The 19,628-nt window shown below is 64.6% G+C and carries 14 protein-coding genes and 1 riboswitch; of the genes, 9 read left to right on the top strand and 5 right to left on the bottom strand.

What is annotated here, in order from left to right:
• The first annotated feature begins 25 nt into the window (after positions 1–25).
• From Y88_RS11385 to Y88_RS11410, 6 genes are all read left to right on the top strand, one after another.
• Positions 26–1,234: an efflux RND transporter periplasmic adaptor subunit gene (locus Y88_RS11385; RefSeq protein WP_018075710.1), complete on the top strand. Its 1,209-nt coding sequence runs from the start codon at positions 26–28 to the stop codon at positions 1,232–1,234.
• The gene (locus Y88_RS11390) at positions 1,231–4,626 is read left to right on the top strand and encodes an efflux RND transporter permease subunit (RefSeq protein WP_008069380.1); all 3,396 of its coding nucleotides are present in this window, start codon (positions 1,231–1,233) and stop codon (positions 4,624–4,626) included. Before Y88_RS11385 ends, Y88_RS11390 begins: the two co-directional genes overlap by 4 nt.
• 68 nt (positions 4,627–4,694) lie before the next feature.
• Positions 4,695–5,921 carry a DUF445 domain-containing protein gene (locus Y88_RS11395; protein WP_008069382.1) on the top strand — a complete coding sequence of 409 codons (1,227 nt, stop codon included), beginning with the start codon at positions 4,695–4,697 and terminating at the stop codon, positions 5,919–5,921.
• Positions 5,918–6,448, top strand: coding sequence for a GNAT family N-acetyltransferase (locus tag Y88_RS11400; RefSeq protein ID WP_008069384.1), 531 nt, complete (start codon positions 5,918–5,920; stop codon positions 6,446–6,448). The genes Y88_RS11395 and Y88_RS11400 overlap by 4 nt, the downstream gene beginning before the upstream one ends.
• 115 nt (positions 6,449–6,563) lie before the next feature.
• A complete protein-coding gene (locus tag Y88_RS11405) occupies positions 6,564–9,068 on the top strand; it encodes a TonB-dependent receptor (protein WP_008069386.1) in 2,505 nt (834 codons plus the stop codon).
• 131 nt (positions 9,069–9,199) lie between these two features.
• Positions 9,200–9,577: a winged helix-turn-helix domain-containing protein gene (locus tag Y88_RS11410; RefSeq protein ID WP_008069388.1), complete on the top strand. Its 378-nt coding sequence runs from the start codon at positions 9,200–9,202 to the stop codon at positions 9,575–9,577.
• Positions 9,578–9,594: 17 nt separating this feature from the next.
• Here Y88_RS11410 and Y88_RS11415 read toward each other — a convergent pair whose 3' ends face one another.
• The 4 genes from Y88_RS11415 to Y88_RS11430 form a co-directional block, all read right to left on the bottom strand.
• A complete protein-coding gene (locus tag Y88_RS11415) occupies positions 9,595–10,920 on the bottom strand; it encodes a voltage-gated chloride channel family protein (protein WP_008069390.1) in 1,326 nt (441 codons plus the stop codon).
• Between the two features lie 23 nt (positions 10,921–10,943).
• Positions 10,944–11,046, bottom strand: a riboswitch (Fluoride riboswitch).
• 189 nt (positions 11,047–11,235) lie between these two features.
• Positions 11,236–12,876 (bottom strand): chaperonin GroEL, encoded by a 1,641-nt coding sequence (gene groL / locus Y88_RS11420; RefSeq protein WP_008069391.1) that lies wholly within the window; start codon positions 12,874–12,876, stop codon positions 11,236–11,238.
• Between the two features lie 40 nt (positions 12,877–12,916).
• Positions 12,917–13,204, bottom strand: coding sequence for a co-chaperone GroES (gene groES / locus Y88_RS11425; RefSeq protein ID WP_008069392.1), 288 nt, complete (start codon positions 13,202–13,204; stop codon positions 12,917–12,919).
• A gap of 123 nt (positions 13,205–13,327) precedes the next feature.
• Positions 13,328–14,737: an MATE family efflux transporter gene (locus tag Y88_RS11430; protein ID WP_008069393.1), complete on the bottom strand. Its 1,410-nt coding sequence runs from the start codon at positions 14,735–14,737 to the stop codon at positions 13,328–13,330.
• 209 nt (positions 14,738–14,946) lie between these two features.
• Between Y88_RS11430 and Y88_RS11435 the strand changes: the two genes are divergently transcribed.
• The 3 genes from Y88_RS11435 to Y88_RS11445 all read left to right on the top strand — a co-directional run bounded on the left by Y88_RS11435 (position 14,947) and on the right by Y88_RS11445 (position 19,104).
• Positions 14,947–16,002: a GAF domain-containing protein gene (locus Y88_RS11435; RefSeq protein ID WP_018075711.1), complete on the top strand. Its 1,056-nt coding sequence runs from the start codon at positions 14,947–14,949 to the stop codon at positions 16,000–16,002.
• 159 nt (positions 16,003–16,161) lie between these two features.
• Positions 16,162–17,685, top strand: a complete 1,524-nt coding sequence (adh, locus tag Y88_RS11440; protein ID WP_008069396.1) for an aldehyde dehydrogenase — start codon at positions 16,162–16,164, stop codon at positions 17,683–17,685.
• Positions 17,686–17,883: 198 nt separating this feature from the next.
• On the top strand, positions 17,884–19,104 hold the full coding sequence (locus tag Y88_RS11445; protein ID WP_008069398.1) for an MFS transporter: 1,221 nt from the start codon (positions 17,884–17,886) through the stop codon (positions 19,102–19,104).
• A 117-nt stretch (positions 19,105–19,221) separates the two neighbouring features.
• Here the strand turns inward: Y88_RS11445 and rplL are convergent, their stop codons facing one another.
• Positions 19,222–19,596: a 50S ribosomal protein L7/L12 gene (rplL, locus tag Y88_RS11450; protein WP_008069403.1), complete on the bottom strand. Its 375-nt coding sequence runs from the start codon at positions 19,594–19,596 to the stop codon at positions 19,222–19,224.
• Positions 19,597–19,628: the final 32 nt, after the last annotated feature.

A 19,628-nucleotide genomic window follows, 5' to 3' on the forward strand; every position in this document is an offset into this window, starting at 1 on the left:
TTGGGGGTTGGGGCTGGTGAATGACATGACGACCAATACCGATGTTGACGCCAACGGTGCTGGTTCGGATGCTCCGGTTTCTTCCGTTTCGTCGGTTGCGGGGCCTTCGCGGCGCAGTCTGGGGCTGGCGATCCTTGCCCTGACCGTTCTGGGCGGGGCCGGATATGGTCTCTACCGTTCCTTTTCCGCACCGGTGGCAGCGCATTCCGACGCCAATGCGCAAACGGTTACCGTGATCGTTCCCGGCCGTCTCTCGGTCGAGGGATCGGTGACGGCAAGCGGGGTGCTCGCGGCCCGGCGCGATCTGCCGGTCGGGATCGCCGGTGAAGGCGGGCGCGTCGTGCAGGTTCTCGTCGATGCCGGCAGCTGGGTGGACAAGGGACAGGTTCTCGCCATTGTCGATCGCTCGGTCCAGGCCGAGGAAATCGCCAGCCAGGCCGCCAATGTCGAAGTTCAGGAAGCCAATGCGCGGCTGGCGCAGAGCAAGCTCGACCGCTCGCTCAAGCTGGTTTCCAACGGTTTCATTTCCAATGCCGACATCGAACAACTCGTCGCGACCCGCGACGCGGCGCAGGCGCAAGTGCGCGTTGCCCGCGCGACGCTCGGGCAGCTTCGCGCGAGCGCGGCGCGGCTCAATGTCGTGGCGCCCGAAGCCGGACTGGTGCTGACGCGTCAGGTCGAGCCGGGTCAGATCGTCAGTTCGGCCAGCGGTACGCTGTTCCGCATCGCCCGCGACGGTGAACTCGAGATGCAGGCACGCCTGTCGGAAAGCAATCTGGCGCGCCTGGCCATCGGCGATACCGCGCAAGTGACGCCGGTGGGCACGACCCAGCCGTTCACCGGTCATATCTGGCAATTGGCGCCGACCATTGATGCGACGACCCGCGAAGGCCTCGCGCGCATTGCGCTTCCTTTCGACAGGGCCTTGCGTCCGGGCGGTTTTGCCACGGCGCGGCTGCGTTCGGGAACATCGACGGCGCCGTTGCTCCCTGAATCGGCGATCATGTCGGACGCTGCGGGGGCCTATGTCTATGTGGTCGACCATGGCGACAAGGTTGTCCGCCGCGGGGTTGCGACCGGGGATGTGACGCCACAGGGCATCGTCGTCACGCGGGGCCTGTCCGGCGATGAACGGGTGGTCCTGCGCGCCGGCGGTTTCCTCAATCCGGGGGACAAGGTCCGCCCGATCGTCAGTCGGGGAAGGGACGGCGACGGCCAGAAGGGCACGTCATGAATTTCCGCAACCTGTCGGCCTGGTCGATCCGCAACCCGGTCGTTCCCATCGTCCTGTTCCTCGGGCTGACGCTGACCGGCATCGTCTCGTTCATGATGATGAAGGTGCAGGATCAGCCCGACATCGAATTCCCGATGGTGATCGTGTCGATTTCGCAACCGGGCGCCGCCCCGACCGAGATCGAGAACCAGATCACCCAAAAGATCGAGGCCAGCGTCCGCACGATCGCGGGGGTGGACACGCTCACGTCAACAGCGTCGGAAGGCAGCAGCCAGACCCAGGTCCAGTTCAAGATCGGGCAGGACATCAACGCCGCCGTCAACGAGGTCAAGAACGCAGTCGATCGCGTCCGTGGCGAATTGCCCGAGGGTATTCTCGAGCCGCAGGTCTACAAGCTCGAGACTTCGTCCGAGCCGATCGCCTATTTCGCGGTTGCGGCCGACGACATGACGATCGAGCAACTGTCGTGGTTCATCGATGATACCGTGACGCGCCGCCTGCTCGCGATTCCGGGCATGGCCGAAGTGCAGCGCGCCGGTGGGGTCGATCGCGAGATCACCGTGACGCTCGATCCCGAACGCATGCGCTCGCAAGGGATTACCGCGACCGAGATCAATGCCGCCCTGCGTCAGGTCAATGTCAACGCGGCGGGCGGGCGCGCCGAAGTCGCCGGATCACGACAGGCCGTGCGTGTGCTGGGCAATGCTCGCAGCGCTTTCGACCTTTCCCAGGTCGAGGTCGGTCTGACCGCCGGGCATACCGTGCGCCTGTCCGACGTTGCCGATGTGCGCGACGGCTATAGCGAGATCACCTCGATCGCGAAGTTCAACGGCAAGCCGGTGGTGACGTTCAGCATCGCCCGTGCACGCGGCGAGTCCGACGTTGCCGTCTATGACGCGGCGGTTGCCGAACTGGCAAAACTGCAAAAGGAACAGGGCAACCGCGTCCGTTTCGAGAACCTCTTCAATTCAGTGAGCTATACCCGCGATCAGTACCACACCTCGATTTCGGCGATGGTCGAAGGGGCCGTGCTGGCGGTGATCGTGGTGTTCTTCTTCCTGCGCGACTGGCGTTCGACCATCGTTTCGGCGATCGCCATTCCGCTGTCCTCGATCCCGACGTTCTGGGTCATGACGCTGATGGGCTTTACGCTCAACACCATGTCCCTGCTCGCGCTCGGGCTGGTCGCGGGCGTGCTGGTCGATGACGCCATCGTCGAGATCGAGAATATCGTCCGCCATATCCGCATGGGCAAGACACCCTATCAGGCGGCGATCGACGCGGCCGACGAAATCGGGCTGGCCGTGGTCGCGACGACATTCTCGATCGTCGCGGTGTTCCTGCCGGTGGCGATGATGCCGGGCGTCTCGGGCCAGTTCTTCAAGAATTTCGGGCTGACGGTCGTGGTCGCGGTGCTGTTCTCGCTCTTGGTCGCGCGCATGATCACGCCGATGGTGGCGGCCTATTTCATGACATCCCATGGCGAGGCCGAACATGGCGGCGGCGTGTGGATGGACCGCTACATGAAAGTGCTGCACTGGTCGCTCGACACGGACAAGGCGCAGGCACGGCGGGCGGGGTTGATCCCCCGTCGCGGGGCTTGGTGGTATCCGCTGGTCCTGCTGGCGATCGTCGGCGGGGCAGGCGCTGCCTTTGCCGGGGCTTTCGTTGCGATCAACCAGCCCTTGTCGCGGATGCTGCTGCCCGGTGCGGTGCCACCGCTGGCGTCGCTGGCGGGCGGGACCCTTGCCGCTGCCCTCGTCTTTTTCATCGGCACGACGTTTGCCCGCGTGGGGCGCGGTCCGCTGGCGGCGTGGCTTGGCTGGATGCGCGGGCGCGCCTGGGCGCGGCTTGTCGACCATCGCCTGTGGATGATGGGGATCGGGCTTGGCGCGCTGGTGCTGACGTTCGTGCTGATGCAGGCGATCCCGACGCAGTTCTTCCCCGACACCGATACGGACGAGAGCCAGATCGACGTCGAAATGGTCCCCGGAACGACGATCGAGCAGACCGAGGCCAAGATGGACGAAGTCCTGGCTCTTGTTGCGCACGAACAGGAAGTGCGCGTCGCGCTGGAACGGATCAAGGAAGGCAGCGGCCACATTTTCCTGCAACTGCGCCGTGACCGTCATCGCACGTCGGTCAAGTTCGAGCGCGACCTGACCCCGCGTCTTCAGCAGGTCGCCGACGCGCGGGTCAGTTTCGCCAACCAGAACAGCGCCGGTCCGGGCAGCGGCTCCGGCCGCGCGATCAGCGTCATGCTGGCGGGGTCGGACCCCGACCTGCTCCAGCGGACGGCACAGACGCTGGTGACGCAGATGAGCGGGCTTCGGCAGGTTGTCGCCCCGCGCATCAGCGCGGATTTGCGGCGTCCCGAAATCGTCATCACCCCGCATTTCGATCTCGCCGCGTCGCTGGGCGTCACCACCCAGGCCTTGAGCCAGGTGATCCGCATCGCCACACAGGGTGAGATCAACCAGAACAGCGCGAAATTCTCGCTTTCGGACCGCCAGGTGCCGATCCGGGTCAAATTGCCGGTCGAATCGCGCCGCGATTTCTCGACGCTGGAAAATCTGCCCGTCCCGACCGTGACCGGCGACACGGTTCCCCTGTCGCGCGTGGCCACGATCGGTTTTGGGGCGGGGCCGACCTCGATCCAGCGCTATAACCAGAGCCGCCGCGTCTTCGTCGGTGCCGACTTGCCCCCCGATGTGCCCAAGGGGGCGGCGATGGATGCGATCAACCATTTGCCGATCATGATGGACCTGCCGACCGGGGTATCGAACACCGCCGCGGGCGAGGAGCGTTTCCAGGCCGAACTCATGCGCAATTTCGGTGCGGCGCTGGGGGCGGGGGTCCTGCTCGTCTTCTCGGTGCTGGTTCTGCTCTACCACCGTTTCATTTCGCCGCTGGTCAACATGGGCTCGCTGTTCCTGGCGCCGCTCGGTGGGCTCCTGCTGTTGCTGGTCACGGGCAATCCGATGTCGCTGCCGGTCTTTATCGGCATGCTCATGCTGTTCGGCATCGTCGCCAAGAACTCGATCCTGCTGATCGATTTCGCGCTCGATGAAATCGCGCAGGGCAAGTCCAAGCACGATGCCGTCATCGAGGCCGGGCACAAGCGGGCCCAGCCGATCGTCATGACCACCGTGGCGATGGTCGCCGGGATGGTGCCGACTTCGCTTGCCCTGGGCGGTGACGGCGGCTGGCGCGCGCCGATGGGCATTGTCGTCATCGGCGGGCTGACGCTTTCGACGCTGCTGACGCTGTTGATCGTCCCGGCAGGCTTCAGCCTTGCCGACGGAATGGAAAAGCGGATCGGCCCCTGGCTCGCGCGCCGGGTGCTTTCGGATGGCGGTTCGCGGGGCGAGGCGGTACACCCGGCCGAGTGACACTTTTGCCTCGAAGTCGGCGGATCATCGCGCCCCTGTTTCCTGCCGACCCGGGACGGCGGTTGCGGGTGATCGCGACGATGCTCCTGATGCTGATGGCGGGGACGTTCGTCGTCGCCCGGCGTCTGGAAACGCACAATCCCGGTTGGGGTTATCTCGCCGCCTTTGCCGAAGCGGCGATGGTCGGCGGTCTGGCTGACTGGTTCGCGGTGACGGCATTGTTCCGCCGCCCACTCGGTCTTCCGATCCCGCACACAGCGATCATTCCGGCGAACAAGGATCGCATTGCCGACAGCATGGCGGGCTTCCTGCGTGCCAATTTCCTGACGCCACAGGTTCTGGCGCGGCGATTGCACGGGCTCGATGCGGCCGGTATGCTCGGCACCTATCTGACGACGCCGTCTTCCGGACCGGAACCGGGACTTGAACCGGGAACAGGCAGGATCGGTGAAGGGGTTTCAAGTCTGCTCGCCGATGTCCTGGCGACGCTTGATCCTGACAAGGTCGGCGGTCCGCTCAAGGCTTTGCTCAGTCGCCAGATCGAACGGATCGACCTTGCCCCGTTGTTGGGGCAAGTGCTGACGGGGATGATGGCCGATGGACGCCACATGCCAGTGATCGAAGGCCTGTTGCGCCGGGCGGGAACCTTGCTCGAAGCGCACGAGGATGCCCTGCGCACGCTTATCCACGAGCGTGCCCATACGCTGATGCGCTGGACCCGGCTCGACGAACGGCTGGCCAATGCGCTTCTCGATGCGCTTTATGCCCTGCTCGCTGAAACCATGGTCAATCCCGACCACCCCTTGCGGCGCAAGATCGACGAGACTTTGCACAAGCTGGCGCACGACCTGATCCACGATCCCGAGATGGGTGCGCGCATTGCCCGGATGAAAGCCGATGCGCTTGCCAATCCGGCCTTTGCTGCCTGGCTCGACGGGCTGTGGGAACGCAGCCGCACCGGCCTCATCGCGCTTTTGCGCAAGCCGGGCAGCGGGGGTGGGGCCGAATGGAGCGGGAGCCTTGCTGCGCTGGGCCATGCCTTGCAGGACGATATGCGTTTGAAGGCGATGGTCAATCGCTTCACGCGCCGGACCGTGGCGGGCCTTGTCTCGCGTTATGGCGGACAGATCGTGCAGGTCGTTTCGGAAACCGTGCGGCGCTGGGATGCCGGGACGGTGACGCGCCGGATCGAAAGCGCGGTCGGGCGCGACCTGCAATTCATCCGTATCAACGGAACGCTTGTCGGCGGGCTGGTCGGCCTTGCGCTGCACGGGCTGGAGCAACTGGTGACATGACTACGCCGCTCGTTTCCACCGACAGGCTTGATCTCTGGCGCCCGGTGGCAGGGGATTTCGCCGACATCTGTGCGCTTGTCGAACCCGAAGCGGTGCGCCGCCATCTCGGCAATCGCCCCGTCCGCGCACCGGACGAATTCGCGCGGTTCCAGCGCAATGCGGGCAGCTGGGCGCTGTACGGTTATGGCAATTGCATCGTCCGCCTGCGCGATGAGCCGACAGTGGTCGGTCTTTGCGGCGTGTTCCATAGCTGGCGGGGCATCGGCCATGGTCTCGACGACGCGGCCGAAGCGGGCTGGATCATCGGCGAGGGCTATTGGGGGCGCGGACTGGCGCGCGAGGCGATGACGGCCGCGCTGGACTGGTTCGACCGGACCCATGGTCCAAGACGTATCGGCTGCATCATAGAGCCGGAAAATAACGGCTCGCTCGCTCTGGCCGACCGGCTCGGATTTGTCCGCACCGGCATGGCCGAACTTGATGGCGTGCCGCTGGCTGTTCTCGAACGCAACCACGTCAACGCATAGGTTTTTCCGGAAAATAAGACACTTGCTGTAACCTCGACGTCGTCGAACTGTAAAAAATCACCCCTAGCGCGCTGGCGCCGCATCAGACGGCCCGACCTTTCCAGGGGGTGATAACATGTTCGTTCGCAACCGCCTTCGCGCGTCCATTTCCATTCTGGCCTTTGTGGCTGCCGCTCATGCCGGGCTTGCCCATGCCGAGGACGCCGCGCCTGCTGCGGCCCCGGCAAATGCCGGTTCGGCCAAGGCGGATGCCGGCGATGCGGGTTCCGCGATCATCGTCACCGCCAAGACGACGCGCTCGGCCACGGCCGTGACCGGCGCCGAAATCCAGAAGATCCTGCCCGGCGTCTCGCCGCTCAAGGCGATCCAGACTCTGCCCGGCGTGTTCTATGTCACGGCCGACCCGTGGGGGAACAACGAGCAGAACGCCCAGATCTTCATCCACGGCTTCAACTACCAGCAGCTTGGCTACACGCTCGACGGGCTGCCGCTGGGTGACCAGAACTACGGCAACTATAACGGTCTTGCGCCCCAGCGTGCGGTCATTTCCGAAAACGTCGGGCGCGCGGTCGTTTCGACCGGTGCAGGTGATCTCGGCACGGCTTCGACCAGCAATCTGGGTGGCGCGATCGAAACCTTCACGTCCGATCCCAAGGCCAATCTGGGCCTTGATGTCGCCGAAACCATCGGCAGCTACGGCACTTCGCGCACCTATGCGCGGGTCGACACCGGCAGCTTCGGGCCCGGCAAGGAAACCCGCGCCTATCTCTCGTTCGCGCGCCAGCGGGCCCGGGCATGGGATTTCAACGGCATCCAGGGCGGTTGGCAGGCCAATGCCAAGCTGGTCCATGAAAACACCGCGGGCAAGCTGACCGCCTATTTCGACTATTCGGACAAGACCGAGCCGAACGAGGACGCGACCAGCTATTCGGCGACGCAGACCTACACGCCTTATACCCGCCCCTATCTCTATCCCAACTACGGCGCGCAGAAGTCCTACCTCGACGCCTATGGCAACACGCCCACGGCCGACGGCAGCAACTATCGCAACTATTATTCCGACGCGCAGCGCACCGACTATCTCGCCTATCTGAAGTACGACGCCTACCTGTCGGACAAGATCACCTGGTCGAACCAGGTCTATTTCCATCACAACGACGGCGTCGGCGTCGTGGCCGGGCCGCTGGGTCAGTCGATCACGGTGATCCAGGCCTATCTCGACCCCAATTACGCGACCGACACCCATTTCACGGGCAACCACAACGGCCTCAACAACACCGCGCTGGGTTCGGCGCTGGTGGCGGCGACCGGCGGTTCGGGGCTGGTCATCCGCACGACCGAATATCGCATCGATCGTGAAGGTTTCCTCTCGACGCTCCATGCCAATCTGGGCGCGCACCAGATCGAATTCGGCGCCTGGTTCGAACACAACAGCGCGACGCAGTGGCGCCGCTGGTACGGGGCCGACGACAGCAATCCGTCGAGCTTCTCGCCCTATATCCGCCCGACCAATCCGCTGTTCACCCAGTATCAGGGCGAAGCCCGGGTCGAAGAGCTTCAGCTGCACCTGCAGGACACCTGGCGCCTGACGCCGCGCCTGCTGGTCGAAGGCGGCTTCAAGACGAGCGCGCAGTGGGCGAACGGCTGGTATCCGATCCAGCCTGCCACCGGTTCGCTGTCGGGCCTGTCGGGCGGCCTGCCGCAGGGGCGGATCAACACGCTGCGCTGGTTCCTGCCCGCGTTCGGCGCCAAGTATGATCTCACCAGCCACGAACAGCTCTATCTCAACGTGCAGAAGAACCTGCGCCAGTACATGACCTATCTGGGTGGCGCGTCGCTCTCGCCGTGGTTCACCGGCAGCCAGGCGGCGTTCGACACCTTTGCCAGCCAGGGCAAGCCGGAAACGAGCTGGACCTATGAAATCGGTCTGCGCAGCCGACGGACGTTCACCGGCTCGCCGCTCTCGGCGATCGAGGCGCAGGTCAATTACTATCACGTCGTCTTCAACAACCGCCAGCTGGCGATCAACACCAACCCCGGCGGTATCGCGGGCAGCGGCATCACCGGCGGGACGGCCATTCTGGTCAACGTGGGCAGCGTTCACACCGATGGCGTCGATGCGGCGTTCACGCTGCACTTCGGTCAGCAGTTCTCGCTCTACAACGCGCTGTCGTACAACCGCTCGACCTATCAGAGCGACTATACCTCGACCGCGAACGGCATCGGCGCTGCGACCGGGACTTGCGGTGGCGGCACCAATGTCGTCGCGACGTGCGGCAAGGTCGTTCCGGGCTCGCCGACCTGGATGAACAAGACGGTGGCCTCGCTCAATCTCGGCGCTCTCGAAGCGCAGGTGATCGGCGATTATATCGGCAGCCGCTATGCGACCTATACCAATGACACCAGCGTTCCTTCAACGTTCCAGGCGTCGGCGCGGGTCACTCTGCACCTGCCCGCCGAAAAGCTGCACGTTGCCAAGGCCGACGTCAGCCTCAATGTCACCAACATTTCCAACACGACCGGTGCCTCTTCGCTGTCGATCGGCTCGGCGTCGAAGAACTACTCGGTCTATCCGATCGCGCCGCGTCAGTGGTTCGTGACCTTCGGTCTCGGCTTCTGATCCGAACGGACAGGGTTTGAACAGGGCAAGGGGGAGTTGCGCCGCGCAACTCCCCCTTGCTGCATTTGGGGCGACTCCAAGAGGCGGGGGGCTTTTCAAGTCCTTCGTCCTGCGGCAGGCTTCGTGGCCTCATGACATTCACGCTCAAGATCAAGATCCAGCTGCTCTGCGGCCCGGAAATCGCGATGGGACCGGGCAAGGCCGACTTGCTTGAAGCCATCGGTGCGCATGGCTCGATTTCGGCGGCCGGACGGGCGATGGGGATGAGCTATCGTCGCGCGTGGCTTCTGGTCGACGTCATGAACCGCTGCTGGCGCGAGCCGCTGGTCGAAACTTCGGCGGGCAGTTCCCAGCATGGCGGCGGGGCGCGGCTGACGCCGCTGGGTCAGACCGTGCTTGCCCATTATCGCGCGCTTCAGGCCGGGGTTGCCGCTGCTGCATCGGGCCCGGATCGGGCCGCGCTTGTCGACCTGTTGCTCGACGAACCCAAGGCCAGCCAGAAGGACTAGCCGACCTTCGGCGATGCTCAGAAAAGTGGCGGACGTCCTGCACGCACGCTGCGCAAGGTCGCCTCGGGCGCGATCCGGGTGCCGCCGCGCTTGGGAACGGCGATCCGCTGCGACAGGTAGATGCCGTTGTGGCCCGAGCAGACATAGGCCAGGAAACAGGCGACCGCGATCGGCACCATGTGCGTCGCACCGAACAGTTCGAGCCCCATGATCGTGCAGGCGAGCGGCGTATTGGCGGCCCCGGCAAAGACCGCGATGAAGCCGAGCCCGGCGAAGAGATCGACGGGCGCCCCCATCACTCCGGCAAGTGCATTGCCGAGGCCTGCACCGATGAAGAACAGCGGCGTGACTTCCCCGCCCTTGAACCCGGTCGAAAGCGTGATCACCGTGAACACCAGCTTGAGCGCCCAGCTCCAGTGATCGATCGGGCCGGTGAAGAAACCGGGAATGGTGGGATCGCCTGGAATGGCCGTCCATACGCCAAGGCCGAGATAGGCGCGGGTGCCCAGAAGTGACGTCAGGGCAATGACGGCAAGGCCGCCGACGACGGGACGCGCCGGGCCATAGGGGATCACCCGTTTGATCCATCCGCCCAGGGCATGGTTCGCTTCGGCAAAGATCAGGGCGACGAGGCCGAAGAGAACGCCTGCCACGGCTGCCTTGCCCAAGAGGAGCGGATCGAGCGGCCCGGCGCCCTCGCTGCCCGCCATCCAGCCGATGCGATAGACGGTGTGATGGATGCCCCAGCGCTGGCATGTCCAGTCCGCGACGATTCCCGCGGCAAGGCAGGGGATGAGCGCTGCATATTCCATGCGCCCGATCGCCAGCACTTCGAGCGCGAAGACGGCCCCGGCAAGCGGCGTGCCGAAAACGGCTCCGAATCCGGCGGCGATCCCGGCCATGAGGATCACGCGCAAGGCATCTTCATCAAGACGCGCAAGTTTGCCGACCGCGCTCGCCAGACTGCCGCCGAGTTGGACCGCGGTGCCCTCGCGCCCGGCCGAGCCCCCGAACAGGTGCGTCGCGACGGTGCCGACGAAAATCAGGGGAGCCATGCGCAGCGGTACGCCGCCGTCGGGATCGTGGATCTGTTCCACGATCAGGTTGTTGCCCCCTTCGACGCTCTTGCCCAGCCAGTGATAGGCAAGGCCGATCACCGCGCCTCCGACCGGTAGCAGAAACAGCAGCCAGGGATGATCGAACCGTATCTTCGTGACTGCGTCGAGGCTCCACAGGAAGGCGGCACAGACCGACCCGACCAGAGCCGCCATGGGCACGATCAGGATGGCCCAGCGCAGGATCGAACGGACAATCGCGAAAAGGTCGTCAAAGGCAGCGCGCACAATTCCCCCTTGGTGCCGAAACGGCGAAGGCAGGAATCATCAGCCTTTCGACAAGAGAGCCCGTCGAAAGGCGGTTCGGCCTGTGCGGCACAGCAGGCCCGGCGGAAATCCATCGCCGTCATCGCAGATGCCGCAATGGCAGGGGGAGGTCAAGAAAATGAAAAGGGCCGGAAGGTTTCCCTTCCGGCCCCATCATGCCGTTCGGCAGGAAGCGTGAACTTCGTATGTCTCAAAACGCACCACAAGGTGTGTTTCGGGCTCGGCCGGTGCCGAACCATCGGGAACTCCTGCAAGCCGAAGTTCCCGATCAGGCAATTAGAAGTCCATGCCACCCATGCCGCCCATGCCGCCGGGCATTGCCGGGGCGGGCTTGTCGTCGGGCTTTTCGCTGATCGCCGCTTCGGTGGTGATCAGCAGGCCGGCGACCGAGGCAGCGTCCTGCAGCGCGGTGCGGACGACCTTGGTCGGGTCGATGACGCCAGCGGCCTTCAGGTTTTCATAGACGTCGGTCGCAGCGTTGAAGCCGAGGCCTTCGTCAGCCTGGTCAAGCAGCTTGCCGGCAACAACGGCACCATCGTGGCCCGCGTTTTCAGCGATCTGCTTGAGCGGCGCGGTGATGGCGCGACGGACGATGTCGACACCACGGGTCTGGTCTTCGTTCGCACCGGTGAGGCCAGCGAGAGCCTTGGTGGCGTAGAGCAGAGCGGTACCGCCGCCGGTCACGATGCCTTCTTCGACGGCAGCGCGGGTAGCGTGGAGAGCGTCGTCGACGCGGTCCTTGCGTTCCTTGACTTCGACTTCGGTCGCACCGCCGACCTTGATGACTGCAACGCCGCCAGCCAGCTTGGCCAGACGTTCCTGCAGCTTTTCACGGTCGTAGTCGCTGGTGGTGACTTCGATCTGGGCGCGGATCTGTTCGACGCGAGCCTTGATGTCGTCGGCCGAACCGGCGCCATCGACGATCGTGGTGTTGTCCTTGTCGATGGTGACCTTCTTGGCCTGGCCAAGCATGCCCAGCGTGACGTTCTCGAGCTTGATGCCGAGGTCTTCGCTGATCATTTCACCGGCGGTCAGGGTGGCGATGTCGCCCAGCATGGCCTTGCGACGGTCACCGAAGCCCGGAGCCTTGACGGCAGCGATCTTGAGGCCGCCACGCAGCTTGTTGACGACCAGGGTCGCCAGCGCTTCGCCTTCGATGTCTTCCGCGATGATGAGCAGCGGACGACCCGACTGAACGACCGCTTCCAGGATCGGAAGCAGAGCCTGAAGGCTCGACAGCTTCTTTTCGTGGATGAGGATGTAGGGGCTTTCCAGCTCCACGATCATCTTTTCGGGGTTGGTGATGAAGTACGGCGACAGATAGCCGCGGTCGAACTGCATCCCTTCGACGACGTCGAGTTCGAATTCGAGACCCTTGGCCTCTTCGACGGTGATGACGCCTTCCTTGCCGACCTTTTCCATCGCTTCGGCGATCTTCTGGCCGACTTCAACGTCGCCGTTGGCCGAGATCACGCCGACCTGGCTGATTTCCGACGAGCCGGAAACCGGGGTCGAACGACCCTTGAGGTCTTCGATGACCTTGGCGACGGCGATGTCGATGCCGCGCTTGAGGTCCATCGGGTTGATGCCGGCGGCAACCGACTTCATGCCTTCGCGAACGATGGCCTGGGCCAGAACGGTCGCGGTGGTGGTGCCGTCACCGGCCTTGTCGTTCGCCTTGCTGGCGACTTCGCGCAGCATCTGCGCGCCCATGTTCTCGAACTTGTCCTTGAGTTCGATTTCCTTGGCGACCGACACACCGTCCTTGGTGATGCGGGGAGCGCCGAAGCTCTTGTCGATCACGACGTTGCGGCCCTTGGGGCCGAGCGTGACCTTCACCGCGTCGGCGAGAATGTCGACGCCCTTGAGGATGCGTTCGCGGGCATCACGCGAAAAGCGTACGTCCTTGGCAGCCATTGGTGTTTCCTTTGAATTGGAGGATGGGAAATCAGGACGCTCAGGCGATGACGCCGAGAATGTCCGTTTCCTTCATGATGAGGAGGTCTTCGCCCGACACCTTTACTTCGGTGCCCGACCACTTGCCGAACAGGACGCGATCGCCGACCTTAACGTCGAGCGGGGTCACGGTGCCGTTGTCAGCGCGGGTGCCGGTGCCGACGGCGACGATTTCGCCTTCAGCGGGCTTTTCCTTGGCGCTGTCGGGGATGATGATCCCACCAGCGGTCTTTTCCTCGGCCTCGACGCGGCGCACCAGCACGCGGTCGTGCAGCGGACGGAAACTCATGGGTTGCTCCCTCTTCCATTTTGAACATCCGGCCGGGAGGGCCGGACTGGAGTTGCGAATTTCGGGTCTGGCACTCTGGGTTCAAGAGTGCCAGCGGGGATATGGGAGGTACCCCCAAGGGCGTCAAGAGGGGAGCGATGCAGATTCTTTTGCGTCCGTTCTCGAAACCAGACCAAGCGTTTCCCGGCGATACCAGCGCCGGATCATCAGAGCGGCAACGACCGCAAGCCCGATGAGAAGGCCGATCCACACGCCAAGCCCGGCGAGCGGAGTATAGAGCCCGAGCCAGACCGCAGCCCCCAGCCCCGGCACCCAATAGCCGAACAGGGCGAGAGCCATCGGCACGCGGGTATCCTGCAACCCGCGCAGGAGTGCGGCGCCCACGGTCTGTGCCCCGTCGAACAACTGGAACGCGGCGGCAACGCCCATGAACCGGACGGCCAGCGCAACCAGCGCGGCATTGGCGGGCAGGGCGGGGTCGATATAGAGCCCGATGATCGTGCGCGGCGCGAACAGCAGGACGCCTGCGGAAAGCGCCATGAAGCCGATGCCCAGCACCAGCGCGACCCGTCCGGCGAGCGTGATGCCGTGGCGGTCGCCCGCGCCATAGGCACGTCCGACGCGGATCGTGGCTGCCTGCGCCACGCCGAAGGGAACCTGGAACGCGATCGCGGCAAATTGCATGGCGAGCGCGTGCGCGGCGAGCGGCAGTTCGCCGATCCGCCCCATCAGGAAAGCGGCGGCATTGAAAAGGCCTGCTTCGGCAACGATCGTGGCCGCGATCGGAACGCCGATGCGCAGGACGTCGACAAAGCGCGTCCAGTCCACCCGCCACCAGCGGCCGAGCATGTGATAGCGGTGCAGCCGCCGGTCGAAACGGATCACCAGCAGATAGGCGCCCAGCGTTGCCGTGCTGGTCACGACGCTCGACAGCGCGGACCCGTTGAGCCCGAGCGCGGGCATGCCGAAGTGGCCGAAGACGAAGACCCAGTTGCCCAGCGCATTGACCCCGACCGACAGGCCGGTGATGACGGTGCCCACCATCGGCCGCCCGAGCGTGGCGATGGCCGTGCGCAGGAGCGATCCGAGGACGGCGGGGATCGTTGCCCACATCAGTACCGACATGAACGGGACGGCGAGCACGATGATCCGCTCGCTTTGCCCCGTCATGGCAAGGATCGGCCCGATCGCGAGGCAGACCGCCATCGCCGCGAACGAGGCGATCACGCCGACCCAGGCGGCCATGCGCACGGTCCGACGCACTTCGCGGACGGCATGGGCACGGCGCCCGAGTTCGGCCGCGATCAGGGGGGATGCCGCGCCGACAAGGCCGGTCAGGCTCCAGATCAGCAGGCCGAACAGCGAAACCGCCAGCGAGGAGGCTGCCAGTGCAGACGAGCCGAGCCGGGCGACGAAGACCACGTCCACGGCAAAGACTGCCATCTGCAGCAGGTTGGCGCCGACGAGCGGGGCGGCCAGAACGAAAGTCTGGCGCCATTCATCGGTCCAGGAACGGGGCGGGTTTTCAAACATGACCCGGTGGCCATAGGCGTCGGACCTCGGCGGCGAAAGAGCATCAGGGGGATCAAAGTGGTGCTGTCTCATTCATGAGACATGCCTTTCCTGCACTCTGTCTCATGACGCTTGCATTTCGCGAGACCGCATGGACACTTTGCCATTCCGCGCACAACCGACTCGGGGTTGCGGAGCGGGCTGTCCCGACAGTCCCCGTGCCGCTTTCCATGAAGACAAAACAGCAACAGTGGCGCGGCGGAGAGTTGAAAGCCATGGCCACTGCGCGCAAGTCCCATTGCGACATCGTTCTCGACACGGTTGCCTCCGGGCATGCCGCCGCCCATTCCTCGGTTGCGGCCTCGTGGTGCCGGTCGGCCCTGCATCACGGTCTCGATCCCGGCAACGAACGGCGCAACGACCGTCTGGAGGCCGAAGCGCTGGCGCGCCTGCGCGAGGCGAACGGGGAATTGCTTGCCGCGGCCAAGCCGACGCTGGACCGGCTTTACGGCAATGTCGGCGCGGTGGGCGCCTGCGTGATCATTTCCGACCTTGACGGTGTCGTGCTCGAAGCGCGCAGCAATCCGTCCGAGGAAGCGCTCTTCACCGAAGTCGGGCTGGTCGCCGGTGCGATGTGGAGCGAACAGGCCGAAGGCACCAACGGCATCGGTACCTGCCTTGTCGAAGGACGCCCTATCACCATTCAGCAGCACGAACATTTCGCCAGTCGCAATGTCGGGGTCTCGTGCATGGATGCGCCGATTTTTGATCCGACCGGAAAGCTCGTTGCCGCGCTCGACGTTTCGTCGGCGCGCAACGACCAGGGAGAGGCGATTTCGGGCATGATCGGTGCGCTGGTGCAGGATGCCGCCCGCACGATCGAGCGCGACTTCTTTTGCCGCCGCTATGCGACCGCGCGGATCGTCTATGTCGGCGCAGATCACCGGCTGCAGGGCGCGTCTCAGGGTATGGGGCAGGGGATGACGCAGGGCGCGGCGCTTCTGGCGGTCGATCGCGACGATCTCGTGATCGGGGCAACGCGGGTGGCTCGGCGTCAGCTCGGGCTGGCGGTGCGCGGTGCGCTGCAACCCATGCCGCTCGCGCATGTTCTTGGCGAGGAAGGCGCGCAGGCCGGATTCGACGATGCCGAACGCGCGGTCCTGCGCCAGGCGCTGGCGCGATCGGGCGGCAATGTCGCGGCCGCTGCGCGCTTGCTCGGGATTGGCCGGGCGACGTTTTACCGGCGGATGGAGCGCGTCGGCATGACCGGCGCTGGATTGCAGTAAAGCGACGCGTGTCTCGTCGCGGCCCGCCTGTCTCAAAGATGGGACAGGCGGATGCGACGATCGCCCCGGTGGGGCTTTTACCAAAAACAGCCCGGCGCGATGTTCGGTTTCAGAAAATCTGGCGCAAGAGCGTCGATTGAAACCGAGAGGATCCAAGCCATGACTGTTCTGGTTGCTGAAAAGCAGGATGGGCTCATTTCGCCCTTCGCGAAGAGCTACGACAATTTCATCGGCGGCAAGTGGGTTGCCCCCGTCGCCGGACGCTATTTCGACAATGTCTCGCCGATCAACGGCAAGGTCGTGTGCCAGGTCGCACGTTCGGATGCTGCGGATATCGAACTCGCGCTCGATGCGGCTCATGCCGCTCGCGCCAGCTGGGGACGCACTTCGCCGACCGAACGCTCGAACATCCTGCTGCGGGTTGCCGATCGCCTCGAAGCCAATCTCGAAAAGCTGGCGCTCGCCGAAACCTGGGACAACGGCAAGCCGATCCGCGAAACCATGGCGGCCGACATTCCGCTCGCCATCGACCACTTCCGCTATTTCGCGGGCTGTATCCGCGCGCAGGAAGGCTCGCTGTCGGAAATCGACCATGACATGATCGGCTACCACTTCCACGAACCGCTGGGCGTGGTGGGGCAGATCATCCCGTGGAACTTCCCGATCCTGATGGCCGCATGGAAGCTGGCTCCGGCTCTGGCCGCGGGCAACTGCGTGGTGCTCAAGCCTGCCGAGCAGACCCCGGTCTCGATCCTGGTGCTTGCCGAACTGATCGCGGACATCCTGCCCGCCGGGACGCTCAACATCGTCAACGGTTTCGGTGTCGAAGCGGGCAAGCCCCTTGCGACCAGCAAGCGTATCGCCAAGATCGCCTTCACCGGTGAAACCTCGACCGGTCGCCTGATCATGCAGTATGCCAGCGAAAACATCATTCCGGTGACGCTGGAACTGGGCGGCAAGAGCCCGAACATCTTCTTTGCCGACGTCGCTGCCGAAGACGACGACTTCTTCGACAAGGCGATTGAAGGGTTCGTGATGTTCGCGCTCAACCAGGGCGAAGTCTGCACCTGCCCGAGCCGTGCGCTCATTCAGGAATCGATCTACGACCGCTTCATCGAACGCGCGATCGCGCGGGTCGAAGCGATCAAGATGGGCAGCCCGCTCGACCCGGCGACCATGATCGGTGCACAGGCGTCGAACGATCAGCTCGAAAAGATCCTGTCCTACATCGACATCGGCCGCGCCGAAGGCGCCGAAGTGCTGACCGGGGGTACCCGCGCGGCGCACACCGGCGAACTCGCGGGCGGCTATTACGTGACCCCGACCGTGCTCAAGGGCCACAACAAGATGCGCGTGTTCCAGGAAGAAATCTTCGGCCCGGTGCTCGCAGTGACGACGTTCAAGGACAAGGAAGAGGCGCTTTCCATCGCCAACGACACCGCGTTCGGTCTCGGTGCCGGGGTGTGGAGCCGTGACGCCAACACCTGCTACCGCTTCGGCCGTGAAATCCAGGCCGGTCGCGTCTGGACCAACTGCTACCACGCCTATCCGGCCCATGCCGCGTTCGGCGGGTACAAGCAGTCGGGCATCGGCCGCGAAACCCACAAGATGATGCTCGACCACTATCAGCAGACCAAGAACCTGCTGGTCAGCTACAGCCCCAAGAAGCTCGGCTTCTTCTGATAGTTGCCGGAGCCCGATGGGAACACTCATCGGGCTCCATCATGACCGAGAGCCCGACGGGTCGCACTGCGGGTCATCCGGCAAGACGGACGGGAAAGGCCCCTCACCCTCCCGAGGGGCCTTTCCCACCACGCGTGACATTGGCGTCAACGCCTTCTAGACCCTTGCAATTCCGTGCACGGTCGGGGGGAATATCGAATGGCTGGACAAGTCCGCGCGGCGGGCGATCTGCGGGTGTGGCCGATGGTCGCGCTGCTCGCTCTGGTGGTCCTGCTCAATTTCGTGGATCGAGGGGCGATCGGCATTGCCGCCCCGCTCATGCAGCAGTCGCTGGGCCTTTCGGCGACGCGCTTCGGGCTCGCCGTTTCGGCGTTTTTCTGGACATACGGGCTGACCCAGCCTTTCATCGGGGCGCTGGCGGATCGCTGGTCGGCGGCGCGTCTCCTGTCGCTGGCAGTTGCTCTCTGGGCCTGCGCGACGCTGTTCACGGGGCTTGCCAATGGCCTTGCCATGCTGGTCGGCCTGCGCCTTCTGCTCGGACTGGGGGAAGCGGCGCTTTTTCCCTCGACGGCCAAGCTGATCGCCGCGCATGTTCCGGTCGAGCGGCGCGGCCTTGCCAATGCGATGATCGCGACCGGGCTGGCGCTCGGGCCTGCGCTCGGCACGATGGCGGGCGGCATGATCCTGGCTCGCCACGGCTGGCGCCCGGTCTTTTTCTGGTTCGGCGCCGCAACCCTGGTCTGGCTCGTGCCCTGGGCCCTGATCGGACGGCAGATGAACCGCGCGACGGCGGGAAAGGCGGTCGAGCCGCCTTCGCCGATGCGCGATCTTTTGCGGCGGCCGGGGCTGTGGCTGATGGGCGTCGCGCATGCGCTGGCCAATTACGGGTTCTTCTTTGTCCTGATCTGGCTGCCGCTCTACCTCGTCAAATCGCGCGGGTTGCCGATCCCGACGATGACGGTTCTGGCGACGATGACCTACGGCATGCAGGCCCTGGCCTCGCTCGGCTGGGGGCAGCTTGCCGACGCGCTGGTCCGTCGGGGCGGAGAGCCGTCACGCGTGAAACGGCGGCTTTGCGTGGTGGCCGAACTTGGATCGGTTGCCGGGATTGCGGGTGTCGCATTGGCGCAGGGGACGACCGGCCTGTGCGCGGCGCTTCTGGTCACCGGGCTGTTTCTCGGCTGCCTGCCCACGATGGTCTATGCGCTGGGCCAGCTTCATGCAGGGCCGCGCGATGCGGCAGGCTGGGTCGGGGTGCAGAATGCGATCGGCAGCGTGTCGGGGATCGTCGGTCCGGTGGTGACCGGCGCGATCGTCGATGCGACCGGCAGTTTTAACGGCGCATTCGCCTTTGCCGCTGCCGTCAGTGCAGCGGGAGCAGCGATGTTCGCATGGGGCCTGCCGGAACGTTCGGTGTGAGGCCGGTCCATCTGCATTAAACGGCATGAAAAAGGGCGCTCCCGCAAAGGAGCGCCCTTTTCCTGCAATCGATGGTCGGGTCCGCACTCGATGATCGAGCGGAACCCGAACAGGCGATTACTTGATTTCGACGGTGCCGCCGGCTTCTTCGATCTTCTTCTTGATGTCTTCGGCTTCGGCCTTCGAGACACCTTCCTTGATCGCCTTCGGCGCGCCTTCGACGAGAGCCTTGGCTTCGGTCAGGCCGAGCGAGGTGATCGCGCGGACTTCCTTGATGACCTGGATCTTCTTGCCGCCGTCGCCGGTCAGGATGACGTCGAATTCGGTCTTTTCTTCAGCGGCGGGAGCCGCTTCACCGGCGGGGGCAGCAGCAACTGCAACAGCAGCAGCGGCGCTCACGCCCCAAGCTTCTTCGAGAGCCTTGGCAAGGTCAGCGGCTTCGAGAACGGTCAGCTTCGAAAGTTCTTCAACGAGGGCTGCGATATCGGCCATGATATTTCACTCCTAATGGGTAGATGCCTGCC

The organism is Novosphingobium nitrogenifigens DSM 19370 (genome assembly GCF_000192575.1).
In the GTDB taxonomy this organism is placed as follows: domain Bacteria; phylum Pseudomonadota; class Alphaproteobacteria; order Sphingomonadales; family Sphingomonadaceae; genus Novosphingobium; species Novosphingobium nitrogenifigens.